Below are 19,227 nucleotides of genomic sequence, written 5' to 3' on the forward strand. Positions count from 1 at the left end.
TAACATTGCATTTTCAGAAACTGCTCCTATGATAAACTTATCTGTTGCTGCACTTGAAGAACCAGCACAATTTGTAAAAACTATAAATATTGCAATATTCTTAGCACTTTTAGTATTAGCCCCTACTTTACTTTTAATGGTTACATCTTTTACTAGATTTATCATTGTTTTTGCACTATTGAGACAAGCTATAGGACTTCAACAATCTCCACCAACACAAATAATAATCTCTTTAGCACTTATTATGACAATTTTTATTATGGAACCTTATGCTAAAAAATCTTGGGAAAGTGCAATTGTTCCTTATATGGATGAAAAAATAGGCTATGATGTAGCTATTGAAAGAGGTATAAAACCTTTTAAAGAGTTTATGCTAAAAAATACAAGAGAGTCAGATTTAGCCCTATTTTATAGAATTAAAAAAGAGGAAAATCCAAAAAATATAGATGATGTTTCTATTACAATTTTAATGCCTGCATTTATTGTTTCGGAACTTAGGACTGCTTTTGAGATTGGATTTCTAATCTTTTTACCATTTTTGGTTATTGATATTATTGTTGCATCCATTCTAATGAGTCTTGGGATGATGATGCTTCCTCCTGTTATGATTTCATTGCCTATAAAGATTATTTTCTTTATTACTATTGATGGTTGGCAACTAATAATTGGAAATCTAGCCCAATCCTTTAAATAATTATTTCATACAAAAAGGACTTTAATGACTGGAATATTAGGTTATTTATCTATTTTAGCAGATGATATTGGCTCACTTGCTGGAAAAACTATGGCAACAACTGCTAAAAGTTTAGCAACTTCACTTGATGATATTGGGCTACTTTTTGATGATATTGCGACCTACACAAAACTTGCAACTGTAAAATCAAGTGGTCTTTTGGTTGATGATTTAGCAGCCATTGCAAATTTTACAAATGAAACAACTTCTGAAATTTTAAAAAAAGAGTTAGAAAAAGCAAAGTCTCTTGATGATTTACAAGAAAATATAAAAAAACTTGATGAGAATTCTAAACAAGAAATAATCGCTGAATTAGAACATATAAGAAATATAGCAATGCTTGAAGCAAAAAGAAAGGCAGCACAAAGAGAGCTTCCTATAGTTTATAAAATTGCAAAAGGAAGTTTTATAAATAAATTTATCATTATTCCTATTGTTTTACTTTTGAGTTATTTAGCACCTTGGGCTATAGCTCCTATTTTAATAATTGGAGGAGCATATCTAGCTTATGAAGGGGTTGAAAGTATCTTAGATAAGTTTTTTCACCACAAAGAACAAAACGAAGATAATGTTAAAAAAGAGCTTTCAAATGAAAACTTTGAAGATGAAAAAGTAAAAAGTGCTGTTAAAACAGATTTTATTTTATCTTTTGAAATTATAGTTATTAGTTTAAGTTTACTTAATAATAACGATTTTTTAACTAAACTTTTTGTTTTAATTAGCGTTGGTATTTTGACAACTATTTTTGTATATGGAATAGTTGCACTTATTATAAAACTTGATGATATAGGTTTTTATCTACAAGAAAAGAAAAATTTAGCTTTACAAAAAATTGGTGATAGTTTTGTAAAATCTATGCCATATATTATAAAAACTATTGGTTTTTTAGGAACTATTGCAATGCTTGCTGTTGGTGGTGGAATAATATCTCATGAAACTCATATATTAAACTCGTTTGATGAAACTTTAAAAGCTGTTCCTCTTGGTGGATTTTTTAGTGAGATACTATTGGGAGCAATTATTGGATACATTGTAGTTTTAATAGTACCAATATTTTCAAAAGTAGTAAAAAAAGTAAAATTAAGTAAGTAAAGGATTTTTTATGCAAGAATTTATAGAAATATACAATAAAAATCAAAAAAATATAGAGATTTTTATAAAAGAGAGCATTTATAATATTGGTGATATAAAATCAAAATCTTCAAATAATTATCAAGAACTTTTCAAAATATTTCCTTCATTAGAACTTATATATATTTCAGATATAAATAGTTTAAATCAAACTTCACCAAATATTTTTAAAGATAAAATAGTAGAAAAACCAATAGGAAGAAATAGACAATATTTATTAGATAATATCAATTTTAAAGATGAAAAAATAGCTATTACAAAACCTTATGTTAGTAGTGCAACAGCACAAACTTGTATCACAACTATCATAAAAGTAGATGATTGCATAATATTTTTGGATTTCAATTTACAAACAATTTTAAAAAAATTAGGCTTTTTAGAGATAAACAAAAATTTCAATATATTAAATAAAACATTTTATGTTGTTGTTTGTATTTTAATGATTGCTTTGGCACTTTTTACAATATTTTACTCTTTATACGATTTTATAGACTCTATTTTAAACCATACTATCTCTATTGAGTATATTTTTAAACCAATCATTGCTTTAACTTTGGGTTTAGCTATATTTGATTTGGCAAAAACAGTTTTAGAACAAGAGGTTTTATTTAAAAGTTATGATAAAAATGAGAAATCAGAATATAAAGTTTTAACAAAATTTATGATAACAATCATAATAGCACTATTAATAGAAGCTCTTTTGGTAGTATTTAAAATTGCGATAAATGACTATAGCCAAATGATAAATGCTCTATATTTAATAATTGGAGTAGGAGTAATAATATTATCTTTATCTACTTTTATTTATATTACAAAGAACAGATGATAAAAAACTCTTATAATATTAAAAATAAAATTTTATAATTATAATTTTTGTTTATAATTCTTAAGATAAAATATTGTTATTTAGGCTATAATTTTCAAAAATTTTAGGAATAAATTATGAAAAAAATTTATCTTAGTTTATTAATTTCAAATTTATGTTTTGCACAAACTCTTGGTTTTGAAGAGATTTTAGAAAAATCTCTTCAAAATAGCAAAGATTTACAAAAACAAGAAATAAATATTCAAATATCACAAGAAAATAGTAAAGAGTTAAACTATGCAAATTTTGGAAAATTATCTCTAAATAGTGAAATAAGTAGAACAAATCATGCTGGATATGTTTTTATGGGAAAATTATCAAGCAGGGAAGCCACTTTTGATGATTTTGGAGCTGGTGATTTTATGGAAAATCAATATCCAAATTCACTAAATATTGAGCCAAAAAATCTAAACTACCCAAACGCAAGAACAAATATAAATACAAAATTAGCTTATGATATTCCACTTTTTATGGGTTTTTCTATGCAAAATCAAGCAGATATTTTAAATCTTCTTGAAAAAGCAAACAAAACTCTATACACACTTGACAAAAAAAATCTTGAGTTTGAAGTTCTTCAAGCTTATAATGGTGCAGTTTTAGCAAAAGATTTTGTGCAAACTATGAAAAAAGCACAAGAACAGATGAGTTTTATAGAAAAAGGTGCAATAGAGTTTCATAAAAATGGACTTGTAACAAAAATTGATGTAAATGAAGCAAAAGTTTATATGTTAAATATAAATTCAAAACTCATTGAAGCCCAAAATAACTTTGATTTGGCACTTGCATATTTAAAATATCTTTCAGGAGATGAAAATATTAGCGATGTAGAAGAGTTTTATAATATCTATTTTGATTTAAACTCACTCAAAAACAGTGAAAACTCTCTTTTATATAATCAAGCTTTAAATAAAAGAGATGAAATGACTCTTCAAAATATAGCTATAAAGGCAAATCAAAAAAATATTGATGTAGAAAAAGCTGCATATTATCCACAAGCTTTTGCACATTTAGAGTATGGAGTAAATGATAATAGTTTTACTCTAAATTCTGATAAGGATTATTATACAGCAGTTTTAGGCCTTTCAATAGCCATTTTTGATGGAACAAGAAGTACAAAAGTAGAAAAGGCAAGACTTGAAGAGCTAAAATCAAAACTTGATTTAGAAAAACTAAAAGATGGAATAAAACTAGAGCTTGAAAAAGCACTTTTAACTTACAAATCAAAACAAGCCCTTTTAAAAGAGAAACTTGAAGCCAAAGAACTAGCTTTTGAGGTACTAGAACAGGCAAAACTTCAATACAAAAATAGACTGATTTCTATGACAACACTTTTAAATCAAGAGACAAATTACAGACAATCACAAACTTTGCTTTTAAATGCAAAATATGAAAATAGCCTAGCTTTAGCAAAACTAAATCTAGTTTTAGGGCAAAGTTTAGAAGAAAATATAAACAACAAGGATAATTAATGAGAAACAAATTAATATTTTTAACACTATTTATATCATCGGCTTTTGCAAACTATTTGGAATTAGATGCAATTGTTGAGTCACAAAATGAAAAAGTAATCTCAAGTAAAATGATGGGATATATAAAAAAAGTGTATGTAAATGAAGGTGATATAGTAAAAAAAGGACAAATTTTATATGAAATTGACCCTTCTGATATTTCATACAATAGTGAGATTGTAAACAATCAAGTAAAAAATCTGCAAACAAATCTTAAAAGATATAAAAATCTTTTAGATCAAGATCTAATCTCAAAATATGAGTATGAACAACTTGAACTAAATTTAAATACAGCAAAAGCAAAACAAGGCGAACTAAAAGCCCAATATGATTACTTAAAAGTAAAAGCACCAAACGATGCACTTGTAATAAAAAAGTCAATCAAAGAGGGTGAAATGGCAACAATGGCGATGCCACATCTTATTTTAACTGATTTAAATGAGCTTATTATAAAAGCAAATATTGCTGAATCAAATCTAAAAAATGTAAAACTAAATCAAGAAGTAAAAGTGCAAATTCCATCTCAAGAATTTGAAAGTCTTGGGAAAATCATAGCAATTTATCCAAATATGGTATCAAATGCACACTCATTTTTTGTAAAAATCTCTTTTGATAAAAAAGATTTTACAATTTATCCAAATATGTATGCAAAAGTTTATATAAATATGGACAAAAAAGATGAATAAAGAGTTAAATATTGCAGGTAAAATTGCAAAAGCTTTTATAAATCACCCTTTGACTTTTATTTTGGGAATTTCAATTTTAATTTTGGGTTATTTTTCACTTTTAATAATGCCTAAAGAGGAAAATCCACAAATAAAAGTAAGTGGTGGAGTTGTAATTGTTGCACTTCCTGATGCAAAAGCTAGTGAAGTACAAAAAGTTATTATAGAGCCACTTGAAAGAAAAATAAGAGAGATAAAAGGTGTTGAACATATCTACTCTTTTGCACAAGATAGTGTAGGAATTGTACAAGTTCAATTTTATATTGGAGAAGATAAAGAGCATTCAAATCTAAAACTATATGACCAAGTTATGAGAAATATGGATTTAATGCCAAAAAATGCGATGCAACCAATAATAAAAACTATGGATATAGACACAGCAATTCCAATAGCAACAATTGCTTTTTATAGTGCAAAAGAAAATGGTGTTGATATTTTAAGCCAAAGTGAGCTTTTTAGTATTGTAAATCCTCTAACTCAAAAGATAAATCAGATTAAAAATGTAGCTTCAGTTGAGCTAAAAGGTGATAAAAAAGAGCAGTTTAATGTACTTGTAGATATAAATCGTTTAAGTGCATATAATCTATCACTAGCTTTTGTTTCTAAGCAAATTGAAGCACTAAACTTTAACACTCCAAATATAAGCAACTACACAAAAGATGGAAAATATACTCTTTTTTCTATAGAAAAAGGGATTGAAAATATTAAAGATTTAGAAAATTTAATAATCTCTTACAATTTTGGAACTCCAATATATTTAAAAGATATTGCAAATATTACAAAATCTTACGATATTCAAAACAAAAAAGATGCTTTTATATATTTAAAAAACAAAGATGGAGTTTTTGAAGAGAGTAGCCAAATAACTCTTAGTGCTTCAAAACTAAAAGGTGCAAATAGTGTAACAATAAATGAAGATATATTTGCCTATATTGAAACTATAAAAGATGATTTATTAGCAAAAAATGTAAGATTTACAATCACAAGAGATGATGGATACACAGCAAACAATGCAGTTAATGCACTTGTAAAAGATTTGCTTACTTCCATTGTAATCATCTGCATCTTACTAATTTTTACTCTTGGATTTAAAGAGGCAATGATTGCAACTTTAACTGTGCCTATGATTTTATCTTTGACGCTATTTATTGGATTTTTAATGGGTGAAACTGTAAATAGGATTACTCTTTTTGCACTAATTGTATCTCTTGGAATGCTTGTTGATGCAGCAATTATTGTAATTGAAAATATTCATAGACATAAAAAAGAACATCCAGATTTGGATTTAGAAACTCTTAGTATAAATGCAACAAACGAGATAGGAAACCCTACAAATATAGCAACAATTGCTATTATTATGGTATTTATTCCTATGTTTTTCGTAGGCGGTATGATGGGTCAATTTATGCATCCACTTCCTGTTTTTGTACCTATATCTTTGGCTGTTTCACTATTTATTGCTTATGCATTTACTCCATATTTAGTTAAGAAGTTTTTAGGAGGTAAAAAATGAAATTAGAAAAACTTATTTTAAATATTTTAAATAGCAAAGCAAAAATATTTTTAGTATATTTTATAACTTTAGTCCTATTTGTTTTGAGTATTTTAACACTTCCAAGCGAGATTTTAAAAGCAAAAATGCTTCCAGATAAAGACTCTGATACTTTTTCTATTTATATAGATTTAAAAGATGGTTCAAGTAAAAAAGAGACAAAAGAAGTAGTTAATTGTGTAGTTCAAAACTTGCAAGAAAACGAAAATATCACAAATATTTCAGCATTTATCTCTCAAGGACAACCCATAGATTTTGCAGGTCTTGTAAAACAAAGTTCGCTAAAGAGTAAAGAAAATCAAGCTGAACTTATGGTAAATATCAAAAGATTTAAAGATAGAGAAATTACAAGTTACAATCTTGTAAACTCTTTAAGAACAGTAGTTCAAGAAAAATGCCAAAAATATGAAACAGTTATAAAATTTATTCAACTTCCAGCTGGTCCTCCTGTTTTAGCTTCACTTGTTGCTGAAATTTATGGTGGAGATAGTTTTGAAAGCAGAAGAGATTTTGCTATAAAAGTTGCAAATATATTTAAAAATCAAAACACTTTAGTAGATATTGATATTCTTGCAAGTGATGATTTTGAAACTTTTGCTTTGGAGATAAATAGCAATAAAGCAATAATAAGTGGAGTTGATTTAGAACACCTAAAAGCTACACTATATCTTGCTTTTGAAGGAATGGAAGTAAGTGTAGTAAATGATAAAAATGCACAAAAACAGATCCCAATTTTCTTAAGACTTGATGACTCTAAACTTCTTGATAATTCATCAAAAGATGCACTAAATAGCAAGTTAAATAGTCTAAAGATAATAAATAACCAAGGACAAATGATAACTATCTCAGAACTTGTAAGCATAAAACCTAGCATAAAAGAAGCAGAACTTACATCAAAAAATCTAAAACCACTTATAAATGTAATCGCTGAAACATCAAATGATAGCCAGATTTACCCACTTTTGGATTCAAGAAATGAGATGATAGATACTCTAAGCCAAGATTTTGAAGTAAGCAAAACTTCTATGCTAAATTTAGAGTTTAAAGATAAAAAAAGTGGTGAAAAATTTGAGCTGATTTTTGATGGAGAGCTACAAGTTACTATTGATACTTTTATTGATTTAGGATTAGCATTTATTATTGCATTAGTTTTAATCTTCCTTTTAATGGTGGTTTATTATAAAAACTTTGCACTTAGTGGTGCTATTGTTTTAAGTAGTTTTATCTCTATTATTGGAGTTATATTTGCCCATATTATTATGGATATTTTCACAAAAGATATATTTTATTTAACAGCAACTAGCCTTATTGGATTTATTGCACTTATTGGAATAAACTCAAGAAACTCAACACTTATTATTGATTTTTCAAAACAGTTGGTTGAAGAAAATAATATGGAAATAAAAGAGGCAATCGCAAAAGCAACTGCAACAAGGTCAAAACCAATTATTTTAACAGTTTTAGTTCTAGTTTTTGCTAGTTCTTTAATAGCAAATGATGCTGTATTTGGTGGGCTTGGAGTTGCACTTATTGGTGGAACTTTAATATCTTATATAGTTTCTATGTTTTTTGTACCAGTTGTTATTAGAAATAGTTTAGAAAAGATTACAAAATGAGTGAAAAGATAAAAAAGTTTTTAAAAAACCTAATAAAATACACAATTCTTTTTATAATAGTTTTAAATATTGTAAGTTACTTTAAAGCTCTTGATTTAAACAAAGAAAAGCTAGATATTAAAACTTTTACTCTTTTAGATGGCTCAACTTATGAAGTAAAAGATGATAAACCTCTTATAGTTCATTTTTGGGCTTCTTGGTGTCCTATATGTGCTATTGAAGAGCAAAGTATTGATAAAATTTCTAAAGATTATGAAGTAATTACAATATCAACACAATCAGGAAATAATATAGAAATAAAGCAATATTTGAAGAAAAACAATCTCTCTTTTAGAGTTGTAAATGATGAGGATGGAGAATTAAGCAAAAAATTTAATATAAAAGCTTTTCCAACAACACTTATTTATGATAAAAATCAGAATTTAAAGTTTAGTGAAGTTGGATACACTTCTCTTTTTGGGCTATATTTTAGGGCTTGGTGGAGTAAATAAAAAGTTCAAAACAAGATAGTTTTAGATAAACTATAAAAAATAATATTTATTTAGGGAAAAAGGGGCTGTAATGAAATTTAAAGTATTTGTAGATGGACAACATGGAACAACAGGATTAAAAATCCATGAAATGTTAGAAAATAGAGATGAAATAGAACTTTTAACTATAAGTGAAAAAGATAAAAAAGATATAGAAAAAAGAAAAGAGTTATTAAATAGTGCTGATTTAGTATTTTTATGCCTTCCTGATGAGGCTTCAAAAGAGTCAGTTTCTTTAATAAATAATGAAAATGTAAAAGTAATTGATGCAAGTACAGCTCATAGAACTAACCCTTCTTGGGTTTATGGTGTGCCTGAACTTACAAGTAGACAAAGAGATAAAATAAAAAATTCAAAAAGAGTTTGTGTTCCAGGATGCCATGCTAGTGGATTAATTGTAGCTATGAAACCACTTTTTAGAAATAAAATTTTAGGAAAAAATTTTAAACTTATTTGCCATTCAATTACAGGTTATAGCGGTGGTGGAAGCTCTATGATAAGTGATTATGAAAATGGAAGCTTCGAAATTTTAGGAGGTCAAAGACCTTATGCTTTAGGATTAAATCATAAACATTTACCAGAGATGAAATATGTTTTAAAAACGAATAAAGCCCCTATTTTTACACCTAGTGTTGGAAATTTCAAACAAGGTATGCTTGTAATTTCATATATTGAAAAAGAAAAAATGAAAAAAAGATTAAATCGTGATGAGCTTTTAAAAGTATATAAAAACTATTATAAAGATGAATTATTTATAAAAATTATAGAAAATAATGATGAATATTTAGATAGTGGTTTTTTAAATCCAATGAAATGTAATAATACAAACTCACTAGAAATATCTATTTATGAAAATAAAACTGATTTAGTAGTTATTTCAAGACTTGATAATTTAGGAAAAGGTGCAAGTGGTGCAGCTATTCAGTGTATGAATATTATGCTTGGACTTGAAGAGAGAAAAGGTTTGCAAATAGCAAACAACTAAAATAAGGATTTTTAAATCCTTATTTTTAAGAAGCTTTCGACTCCATAAACTCTTCATAGCTTCCTTTGAAATCTATGATTGTTCCATCTGCTTGAATCTCAATTATTCTATTTGCATAAGCATCAAGTAACTCTCTATCGTGAGATACACAAATAACAGAACCTGCATATTGATGTAATCCTTCACCTAAAGCAATAATTGCTTCTAAGTCTAAGTGGTTTGTGGGCTCATCAAGTACAAGGAAATTTCCCTGCTCTAGCATAATTTTTGAAAGCATCATTCTATGTTTTTCACCTCCAGAGCAAGAATCAACTTTTTTCTCTTGCTCTTGTCCGTTGAATAGCATTCTTCCTAAACAGTTTCTAATCTCACCAATATCAGCTTCTCTATCAAAACCTCTTAACCAATCATATAAAGTAAAATCACCATTTATAATATCAGTTGTATTTTGTGGGAAATATGAGTTTTGAATAGTTGCTCCCCATAAAACCTCTCCACTATTTGCTTGTAAATTACCCATTAAAATTTCACATAAAGTTGTTTTTCCAACTCCATTTGGTCCAATAAGTGCGATTTTATCACCTTTTTCAAGGCTAAATGAAACATCGTTTAATACAACTTTATCTCCATAAGATTTTGATATATTTTTAACACTTAAAAGCTCTTTTCCAACTTCTCTTTTTTGTCTAAAAATAATAGATGGATCTCTTCGGCTTGAAACTTCAATTGCTTGAATATCTAGTTTATCAAGTTGTTTTTGTCTTGAAGTTGCTTGTTTTGCTTTTGAGGCATTTGCACTAAATCTTGCAATAAATTTCTCTAACTCTTCTTTCTCTTTTTGTTTTTTATTTACATCAGCTTGTTGTTGTTTTGCTATAAGTGTTGAAGCTATATACCAATCATCATAAGTTCCAGAAAACTCTCTTATTTTTTTGAAATCAACATCCAAAATATTTGTACAAACTGCATTTAAAAAGTGTCTATCGTGAGAGATTACAACCATTGTTCCATCGTGGTGTTGAAGTTGATTTTCAAGCCAACCAATAGTGTCAATATCAAGGTTATTTGTAGGCTCATCTAAAAACAAAATATCTGGTCTTGGAAATAGCACTTGTGCTAAAAGAATTTTAACTTTATCTCCACCTGTTAAACTACTCATTAAATCTTGATGTTTTGATGAAGGAAAACCTAAATCTTCTAAGATTTTTGTAACTTTTATATCATACTCATAAGTTGGGTCTTCTTCACAACAAATAATCTCAAGTTCTGCTAAACGATTATTTACCTCATCAGTAAATTCAGGACTCAAATAAAGCTCTTCTTTCTCTTTAACAGCATCATAAAGCTTTTTATTTCCCATTAAAACTGTATCAAATAAAGTAAAGTTTTCAAAAGCAAATTGGTTTTGCGATAAAACCCCTACTTTTTTACCATTTTGGATTTGAACTTCTCCTTCTGTTGCCTCTTCTTGACCTGAAAGTATTTTCAAAAAAGTTGTTTTTCCTGCACCATTTGCACCAATTAGTCCATATCTTTTTCCACTGTCAAGTTTTAAGTTTATCTCAGAAAATAAAACTCTTGCACCAAATGCTTTTTTCAAATTAACTGTTTGAACCATTTATAATAACTCCATTTTTTAATTGTTTTTTTGTGATTGATTTTTTTAAATTTTAGCGATTATATCCAAAAAAAAGTTTTTCTATCTTAAGAAGATGATTATAGCTCTTTTTCAAAAGCTAATTTCATAATCTCATCTTCACTAATACCCTCACTATTATCCTCATTTGGTGGATTTTTAATCCATAGAACCTTTATTTTTAATTGGTCTAATTGATATTTTGTAAGATTTTTTATAAGCTGGTCTGTTATCATCTCTTTTGTTAAAGTATTTGCATTTAACATTTTTTTAATAACTTTTTCTAAGTTTTTCTTAGTCGCCTCAAAAGCTTTCTCTTCTTCAGTCAAAGAGATATACTCTTCATCAAGATATTTCATTACTGAATCACCTGGATATTTATAAGTTGTAACACCTTTATAGTTATATTTTTGACATTTTAGTCTTGCTATATAAACACCTGTAAATACATATCCAAAAACTGTATTAATACCCTCTAAACTTCTTAAAGGGTTATGTGAACAGATAAAATCCCCTTTTACTGTTGTTGGTGAATTTTGAAGAGAAGTTATATTATTGTGCAAAACAATAAAGCTTCCTTTTACCTCTTTTGGTCCTCCACGAAGTGAATTTAACTCATTTTTATGTGCAAGAAAACTTCCATTTACTTTAATAGGACTTCCCTCAAGAGAGACTAACTCATTTTCGCTTATATCAAAATCCCCATCTATAATATTAAATTTTAAAGGTAATTTATATAAGTTTGGCAATCTTCCAGAAAGTTTTACATCACCTGCAACATCAACACTTCCATCATTTAGTATTGTATAATTTTTAATATCATATCTATTTAACCAATCTATAACATCTTCATTACTTACCAAAGATACAACTGGTTTATATAGATGAGCAATTACCTGCTTACCATTATAAGTTGAAAATTGCTCCTCTTCATTAAATTTTGAAGGAAGATTATTTAACTTTATATCTGTTGATAAATCTTCTCCAATTTCATCAGCAATTCCTTCTAAATCACTTAATTTATTTCCATGACAAAAATAACTACCTTTTACAGTTATTGGACCACCATGAAGTCTTTCTATAAAATTGTGAGAACAGTCAAAATCTGTATCAATATTTTTTGGACCTCCATCAAGAGAAGGAAGTTTGTTATCGTTACATTTAAAAAAACCTTTTACCGTTCTTGGACTTGCTTTTATTGTAGTTAATTCATTAAAAGAGCAGTTATAATTTCCTTTTACCTCTTTTGGTCCATAAGATAGATTTTTCAACAAATTATGAGAACAATCAAACTCTCCAACCTCAATTGGACAATCAAAAAGTGAGATAAGTTTATTTTTAGAACAGTTAAAATCTTTTACAACAACCTTTGGGCAACCTTCAAGCGAAGTTATATTGTTATTGCTAATATCGAAATATCCTTCAATTCTATCAAATTTTATAGGTAAGTTCTGTCCATTTAACTTATCACTTAAATTAACATTTCCTTGTACAGAAACATGATAATCATCAGAGATTATGAAATTATTTATACCATGTTCTTTAAGCCAATTTTCGATTTCACCAACATTTAACATCTAATGCCTTTTGTTATTTTTGAGTATATTTGATTATTTTATCATTTTTTAACTTAGTTTATAAACTCTACAATATCTTCAAGTTTTTCTCTAAGCTGTTTTGACTGCTCTTTTACTCTATAACCCAAAGGCAATATAACACTAACTTGAAGCTTATTTGTATCAAGGTTTAAAGCTTTTTCAACATTTTCTTTTTCAAAACCTTCAACAGGACAAGAATCAATTCCTTTTATTGCAGCAGCTGTCATCATATTTCCTAAAGCAATATAAGTTTGTCTTGCACTCCAGCAAAAAGTTTTCTCATTACTTGATAAATCATCTTTTAAATGGCTTGCATATTTTTTTATATAAGCTTCAACCATATCTTGTGGTAAGCCTCTTCTATTAAACTTTCTTAAAACTTCACTACTATTTGCTTTAACATCTTCAATTTTTGCCAAAATTACAACTAAATGAGAACAAGAAGTAATCTGTACTTGATCCCAGCAAAGTGGTCGCAAACTTGCTTTTAACTCCTCATTTGTAATAACTAAAAACTTCCAAGGCTCTTGCCCAAATGAACTAGGAGATTTTCTTCCAGCTTCTAAAATATAATTTATATCTTCATTGCTAATTTTCTTTGTTTCATCAAATATCTTACAAGCATGTCTAAAATCCATAGCTTGACTAAATGTTTTTTCCATAATTTTCTCCTTTTTTTATTTTAAAAAATTAGTTTTTAAAACTTCTTCAAATTCTACTAACTCTTTGTTTAAATCTAAATCACCTTTAAAAATATCGTGAATAGAGTAAGTTTTAAGTGCTTCAAGTCCTAAAAACTGAAAAATTTTGTGAGTTGCAATATTTGCTTTATCTATAGATAGACCTTCAAAAAATCCATTTATATTATTAAACTCTGACTTTGGGCAATTGTAAGTTAAACTTAACATATATTTTTTACCTTTTAAAAGTCCACCTGTTCCATATGTTTTAGAAGTGTCACTTCTACTTCTTCCATCACTTGCATATTGTCTTCCTTGAACTAAAACTTCATCAAAATATTTTTTTGAAATCCAAGGCATACCCATCCAATAAACAGGATGTTGAAAAAATATGGCATCTGCCCACTCAAATTTTTCGCACTCCTCTTCTACACTATAACCTTTTTCAATATTTGTATGTTTTATTTCAAAACCATTTTTTGTAAAAAACTCTGTTGCTTTATCTATTATATTTTGTGTTAATTCACCACGAGCTACTACATCATAATATTGATGTCCATTTAAAATCAAAACTTTTTTCATCTTCTGCTCCATTTAAAAAATTTAAAAATTATATTTATACTAGACTTAATATTCTCTTACTTTACTTTAGGTAAGTAAAGTAGATTAATCTACTTTTTGATATAATTTTGCTTATGTTTAAAGGATTAATATGTATTTAATAAATGATAAAGAGTATAAATGTAGTGTTGCTGTAACACTTGATATATTTAATGACCGTTGGAAACTTGCTATTATTTGGCATTTACTAGATGGAGAAAAAAGATTTAAAGAGTTAAATGAGATAATAAATGAGATAACTCAAAAAACTCTAACAATAAAACTAAAAGAGCTTGAAGAAAAAAATATAATCCATAGGGAGTGTTTTGCACAAATTCCACCAAAGGTAGAATATAGTCTAACTCCTATTGGAAAAGAGTTAAAACCTGTTTTACAAGAGATGCATAAATGGGGTATCTCTTATGTTAAGAACTTTGGAGAGATAACATATACAAACTCTTGTGAAACAAATATTTGCGAGTAAAAAATGGAAAATATACTACTTATATTATTTGCACTTTTTTTAGGATATATGCTAAATCGTATGGGAATTATGCAAAGAGATGGCTCTGTTGCATTAAATAAATTTGTACTTTATGTATCATATCCTGCTATTGTTTTACTACAAACTCCAAAAATAAACTTCTCTTTTGAGCTTATGATTCCAGTTGTTATAGCTTGGATTGTTATGACATTAAGTGCCTTATTGATACTTTTCTTATCAAAAATCTTTGATTTTAGCAAAGAAGTAACTGGTGCTTTAATGCTTGTTGCAATTTTGACAAATAGTTCATTCTTAGGAATTCCACTTTTAGATACTTATTTACCAAATGACGATTTTATGCCATTTTTACTTGTATATGACCAACTAGGAACATTCTTAGCCTTTGCAATATATGGGACTTTTATAGTATCAATTTATACAAGTAAAACAAAAGTTACATTTAAACTTATAACTATAAAAGTACTTACTTTTCCTCCTTTTTTATGTTTGGTTATAGCTTTATTTTTTGTAGGAGTTGAGTTTCATCCAACAATTACAAAAGTCCTTGAAGCTTTTGCACTTACAACAGTTCCTGTGGCACTTGTAGCTGCTGGACTTCAACTGCAGCTAAAACTTCCAAGAGAAGAGCTAAAACCTTTTACAGTTGGACTACTTGTAAAACTTATTTTTGCTCCTATTGTTGCTATTATTGTTTGTAAAATATTTAATTGGGAAGGATTAGCAACAACAGTATCAATTCTTGAAGCAGCAATGGCTCCTATGATTACTGCTGGTGCAATAGCTGCTATGGCAGGACTTGCACCAAGACTAAGTTCTGCAATAGTTGGATATGGAATTTTAATCTCATTTGCAACAACATATCTGTTTTCTATTTTAATATAAGATAAAGGTAAAATAAATTTTACCTTTATCTTAGCTACTTTACATAAAAAACCAAACCAAAAAATATCCAAAAATAATTAGCCAAATAAATAAAATAAAAGATAGATAAAATGGTTTTATTCCACTATTTTTAAATTTATCTATACTAGTTTCCATTCCCAAAGCACTCATAGCCATAGTAAGAGCAAAAGTATCTAAAAAGTTAATATTTTCTACAATATTTTTTTCTAAGAAACCAAAAGAGTTAAATCCAACTACAACTATAAAAAATATTGCAAACCAAGGAATAACTATTTTTCCTCTATCTTTTTTTATATTAGAGTTTCCCTTAATCAAGAAAAATGATAATAAAATCAAAAAAGGAACTAAAAAAATAACTCTAATCATTTTTTCAATAATTGCATTTGTTGATACAACTTCACCCAAAGCATTACTTGCCCCAACAACATGAGCTACTTCATGAAGTGTTGCTCCTATATAAATACCAATTTGTGAATTTGTAAAAGGAGGTAATCCTAATTTAACTAAAAAAGGGTATAAAAACATTCCAATTGTTCCAAAAATAACAACAAAGGATACAGCAACTGCACTTTTATAAGCCTCATTTTTAAGAACACCACTTGTTGCCATAACAGCTGCAGCTCCACAAATAGAACTTCCAGCACTACATAAAATAGCTAACTCTTTATCCATTTTTAAAACTTTTGTTCCAATAATATAGCCAAAAATAAAAGTAAGAAAAACTATAAAAAATGCTATTAAAATACCATTTAATCCAACTTCTTGGAGATTTTGGAAAGTAAGTCTAAAACCATATAAAATTATTCCTAATCTTAAAATATATTTTGTAGAAAAAACTATTCCATCTTGAAAAATAGAAAATCTTTTTTTCAAACTATTTGCATAAAAAACACCTAAAACTATTCCTATAATAAGTGGACTAATTCCCAATTTCTTGAAAATTTCAACTTCTGATAAAATTGTTGAAATCAATGCAAAAAAAGATACGAATATTACTCCATAAAAAGTATTTATTATTTTTTTATTATTAATTTTCATAATATAACTCCTTTTATTTCTCAAGTATAACTCTAATTTATTAATTTGTAAAATATATTATTTTAAATATAATAATAAATATTTTTAATAAGGAAAAGTATGACTCTAAAAGAACTACAATTTTTTTATAAATTAAGCGAAAATCCACAAGTTACACAAATTGCAAATGAATTAAATATAAGTCAATCAGCCATATCACTTGCTATTAAATCACTTGAAAATAGCCTAGATGAACAACTTTTTGATAGAATTGGGAAAAAACTCATATTAAATGAAAGAGGAAAATATTTTAAAGAAAAAACTCTTCCTTATTATTTATCTCTTATAGATGCAACAACAATTTTTAAGAAGAATAAATTAGCTGGAAATATAAAAATAGCAGCTAGTAAAACTATTTCAAACTACATAATGCCAAATATTTATTATGATTTTCTATCAAAATATAAAGATGTAAAACTTGATATTTTAACTATTAATTCAAGTAAAATTATAGATGAAATACAAAAAGGTGAGATTGATATTGGTCTTATAGAAGTAGATACACAAAATAGTAGTTTAGTAAAAGAAAAATTAGCAGATGATGAATTAATTGTAGTGTCAAGTGATGAGAATTATCCTCAAAGTGCCTTTATTGATAGCATAAAAAAGAGATGGATATTAAGAGAAACTGGAAGTGGAACTAGAGAAATTTTTATGAATAAAATTGGGAATATATCAAAAGAATTAGATATTTTTATGCAACTACAAGATTTTGAAGAGATAAAAACTATTGTTTTAAATAATAAAGATACAGTAACAAGTTTATCAAAAGTAATTGTAAAAAAAGAGCTAGATGAAAAAAAATTATTTCAAATAAAACTTAAAAATTTGGAATTAAAAAGAGAGTTTTATTTAATCTACCATATAGAAAAAAATAGAAACCTCCTTTTTGAAACTTTTGTAAAGTTTTTAAAAGATAAATTTGTTTCCTAGCTACTTTACATAATCTAAATAATAAATAGATACAATACCGAAAAAATTCCCAAGGATAATTATGTCTTATATTTTAAAAATTGTTTTGCTTACATTTTTGTTTGCAAATTATAGTTTTGCAGCACTAAAAGAGCTTTCAAAAAGTGAAGCTCAAAAGTTGGAGCAGTTAGAACTTCTTAAAAAAAATAGTATAAAAATAAACAAAGCTTTTGATATTGGAAGTCTATTTATGTTAAGTATAAATGTAAAAGGAAATAGTGACGAGATTTTTTTAACAAAAGATAAAAACTATCTTATTTCAGGTGTTGTTGTTGATGTTAAATCTGGAAATCAAGTTTCTACACCAGTTGATTTAACTAAGTTAAAAAATAAAGAGGCTTTTACTTATGGAAATGGAAAGGATGAATATATTCTCTTTACAGACCCAGAATGTCAATATTGCAAGAAATTTGAAGCATATTTTCCACAAATTAAAGATAAGGTAAAAATTAAAATATTTTTCTATCCACTTGATTTTCATGAAAATGCAAAGAACTTAAGCCTTTATATTATGGGGCAAAAGACAAATCACCAAAAAATAGATGCTATGTTTGAGTTTAATATTGGAGATGATTTAAGTAAAATTAAAAATATGAAATATTCAAAAACTGAGTTAGATAAGCTTGAGAAAAAGCTAAATGAACATATAAATTTAGCTCAAGAACTAAATATTCAAAGTACTCCTAGCCTTTTTGATAAAGATGGAAATAGTATCATTTGGATTGATTTATTGGAATCTTACGGTATTGAAGTAGATTTAAATTAATTATTAAATTGTTGTTAAATCCCTAGTTTCTAGGGATTTACTACAGTTATAGTTAAATTTCTAAATTTTTAAATATTTTTACTTACTTCTTCAAAAACATCTCTTAGTTCAAACTCAAAACCAGATTTTGTGCAAAAGTCGATAAAAATTTGAAAATAGTTATCTACTTTCTCTTTTTCATATCCAGCAAGGCTTAAAACAACAGCTCTTTTATCGCCAATAAACCTAGGTAGTGATGAAAAATCAAGCTCTTTTGGCATCATTTTCATAGAGTTTACTAAGTCATTTTCACTTGTAAACACAGTCATAGTTTTTCTATATTTTTCTAAGCTTGATTTTGGATATAGCATATCCAAAGCTTCAATCACCATTGGATGACTCATAGCTACAAAACCTGGCATAAAGAAGAATCTATTTTCAAGATAAAAGCCACTTACATTGTTTACTACATTTTTAAGAAGTTTAGAACCTATTGGAAGATTTGCCATATTTATACGGTGTGGATAGGCTTCATCTCCAAATTGATTTATAATATTTTGTTTTAACTCTTCGTGAAATTCACTTTTTTCATCTGTAAAACTTTTTATAGCAACTTCCCTTGTATAATCATCAGGAGTTGCCCCAATTCCACCAAAACAGAACATTACAGAATTTAAATCAGATTTTATAAGATTAAAGATATTTTGCATTAAAGTTGGGTCATCTTCTATCATAAAAGATGCTTTTTGCTCCCAACCACGCTTTAGAAGTTCACTATTTATAAAAGAGAAGTGCTTATCTGCTCTTCTTCCATTTAAAAGCTCTGTTCCAATTATTACACTATAGAAATTTGGATTTTCTATCAT

19 protein-coding genes are annotated in these 19,227 nt (G+C 27.2%); 13 read left to right on the forward strand and 6 right to left on the reverse strand.

The window, feature by feature from the left end; all coding sequences use genetic code 11:
* The first annotated feature begins 28 nt into the window (after window positions 1-28).
* The 9 genes from fliP (at window position 29) to argC (ending at window position 9,645) form a co-directional block, all read left to right on the forward strand.
* Window positions 29-694 (forward strand): flagellar type III secretion system pore protein FliP, encoded by a 666-nt coding sequence (gene fliP / locus IQC44_RS05085; protein WP_198305341.1) that lies wholly within the window; start codon window positions 29-31, stop codon window positions 692-694.
* 24 nt (window positions 695-718) lie between these two features.
* Window positions 719-1,825, forward strand: coding sequence for a DUF808 family protein (locus IQC44_RS05090; RefSeq protein ID WP_198305268.1), 1,107 nt, complete (start codon window positions 719-721; stop codon window positions 1,823-1,825).
* A gap of 10 nt (window positions 1,826-1,835) precedes the next feature.
* On the forward strand, window positions 1,836-2,690 hold the full coding sequence (locus IQC44_RS05095) for a hypothetical protein (RefSeq protein WP_198305269.1): 855 nt from the start codon (window positions 1,836-1,838) through the stop codon (window positions 2,688-2,690).
* A gap of 116 nt (window positions 2,691-2,806) precedes the next feature.
* Window positions 2,807-4,198 carry a TolC family protein gene (locus IQC44_RS05100; protein WP_198305270.1) on the forward strand — a complete coding sequence of 464 codons (1,392 nt, stop codon included), beginning with the start codon at window positions 2,807-2,809 and terminating at the stop codon, window positions 4,196-4,198.
* On the forward strand, window positions 4,198-4,923 hold the full coding sequence (locus IQC44_RS05105) for an efflux RND transporter periplasmic adaptor subunit (protein ID WP_198305271.1): 726 nt from the start codon (window positions 4,198-4,200) through the stop codon (window positions 4,921-4,923). The genes IQC44_RS05100 and IQC44_RS05105 overlap by 1 nt, the downstream gene beginning before the upstream one ends.
* Window positions 4,916-6,475 carry an efflux RND transporter permease subunit gene (locus IQC44_RS11660; protein ID WP_198305272.1) on the forward strand — a complete coding sequence of 520 codons (1,560 nt, stop codon included), beginning with the start codon at window positions 4,916-4,918 and terminating at the stop codon, window positions 6,473-6,475. Before IQC44_RS05105 ends, IQC44_RS11660 begins: the two co-directional genes overlap by 8 nt.
* Entirely contained in the window at window positions 6,472-8,130 is a 1,659-nt protein-coding gene (locus tag IQC44_RS11665) for an efflux RND transporter permease subunit (protein WP_198305273.1), read from the forward strand. The genes IQC44_RS11660 and IQC44_RS11665 overlap by 4 nt, the downstream gene beginning before the upstream one ends.
* On the forward strand, window positions 8,127-8,621 hold the full coding sequence (locus IQC44_RS05120) for a redoxin domain-containing protein (protein ID WP_198305274.1): 495 nt from the start codon (window positions 8,127-8,129) through the stop codon (window positions 8,619-8,621). Before IQC44_RS11665 ends, IQC44_RS05120 begins: the two co-directional genes overlap by 4 nt.
* A gap of 70 nt (window positions 8,622-8,691) precedes the next feature.
* Entirely contained in the window at window positions 8,692-9,645 is a 954-nt protein-coding gene (gene argC / locus IQC44_RS05125; protein ID WP_198305275.1) for an N-acetyl-gamma-glutamyl-phosphate reductase, read from the forward strand.
* A 25-nt stretch (window positions 9,646-9,670) separates the two neighbouring features.
* Here argC and IQC44_RS05130 read toward each other — a convergent pair whose 3' ends face one another.
* From IQC44_RS05130 to IQC44_RS05145, 4 genes are all read right to left on the reverse strand, one after another.
* A complete protein-coding gene (locus tag IQC44_RS05130) occupies window positions 9,671-11,263 on the reverse strand; it encodes an ABC-F family ATP-binding cassette domain-containing protein (protein ID WP_198305276.1) in 1,593 nt (530 codons plus the stop codon).
* Between the two features lie 98 nt (window positions 11,264-11,361).
* Window positions 11,362-12,858 (reverse strand): hypothetical protein, encoded by a 1,497-nt coding sequence (locus IQC44_RS05135; RefSeq protein ID WP_198305277.1) that lies wholly within the window; start codon window positions 12,856-12,858, stop codon window positions 11,362-11,364.
* 53 nt (window positions 12,859-12,911) lie between these two features.
* Entirely contained in the window at window positions 12,912-13,541 is a 630-nt protein-coding gene (locus IQC44_RS05140; protein WP_198305278.1) for an NAD(P)H-dependent oxidoreductase, read from the reverse strand.
* Between the two features lie 15 nt (window positions 13,542-13,556).
* Window positions 13,557-14,141, reverse strand: coding sequence for an NAD(P)H-dependent oxidoreductase (locus tag IQC44_RS05145; RefSeq protein WP_198305279.1), 585 nt, complete (start codon window positions 14,139-14,141; stop codon window positions 13,557-13,559).
* Between the two features lie 130 nt (window positions 14,142-14,271).
* On the opposite strand from IQC44_RS05145, the gene IQC44_RS05150 reads away from it, so the two are divergent.
* Both IQC44_RS05150 and IQC44_RS05155 read left to right on the forward strand, forming a co-directional pair.
* Window positions 14,272-14,643, forward strand: a complete 372-nt coding sequence (locus IQC44_RS05150) for a winged helix-turn-helix transcriptional regulator (protein WP_198305280.1) — start codon at window positions 14,272-14,274, stop codon at window positions 14,641-14,643.
* Window positions 14,644-14,646: 3 nt separating this feature from the next.
* Window positions 14,647-15,546 (forward strand): AEC family transporter, encoded by a 900-nt coding sequence (locus tag IQC44_RS05155; protein ID WP_198305281.1) that lies wholly within the window; start codon window positions 14,647-14,649, stop codon window positions 15,544-15,546.
* Window positions 15,547-15,585: 39 nt separating this feature from the next.
* Here the strand turns inward: IQC44_RS05155 and IQC44_RS05160 are convergent, their stop codons facing one another.
* A complete protein-coding gene (locus tag IQC44_RS05160) occupies window positions 15,586-16,605 on the reverse strand; it encodes a YeiH family protein (RefSeq protein ID WP_198305282.1) in 1,020 nt (339 codons plus the stop codon).
* Between the two features lie 99 nt (window positions 16,606-16,704).
* On the opposite strand from IQC44_RS05160, the gene IQC44_RS05165 reads away from it, so the two are divergent.
* A complete protein-coding gene (locus IQC44_RS05165; RefSeq protein WP_198305283.1) occupies window positions 16,705-17,577 on the forward strand; it encodes a LysR family transcriptional regulator in 873 nt (290 codons plus the stop codon).
* Window positions 17,578-17,638: 61 nt separating this feature from the next.
* A complete protein-coding gene (locus tag IQC44_RS05170) occupies window positions 17,639-18,382 on the forward strand; it encodes a thioredoxin fold domain-containing protein (protein ID WP_198305284.1) in 744 nt (247 codons plus the stop codon).
* Window positions 18,383-18,450: 68 nt separating this feature from the next.
* On the opposite strand, the gene IQC44_RS05175 is transcribed toward IQC44_RS05170, so the two are convergent.
* On the reverse strand, window positions 18,451-19,227 hold the full coding sequence (locus IQC44_RS05175) for a molybdopterin-binding protein (protein ID WP_198305285.1): 777 nt from the start codon (window positions 19,225-19,227) through the stop codon (window positions 18,451-18,453).

Origin of the sequence: Arcobacter vandammei, from assembly GCF_016106035.1 — a bacterium.
Taxonomy (GTDB): Bacteria; Campylobacterota; Campylobacteria; order Campylobacterales; family Arcobacteraceae; genus Aliarcobacter; species Aliarcobacter vandammei.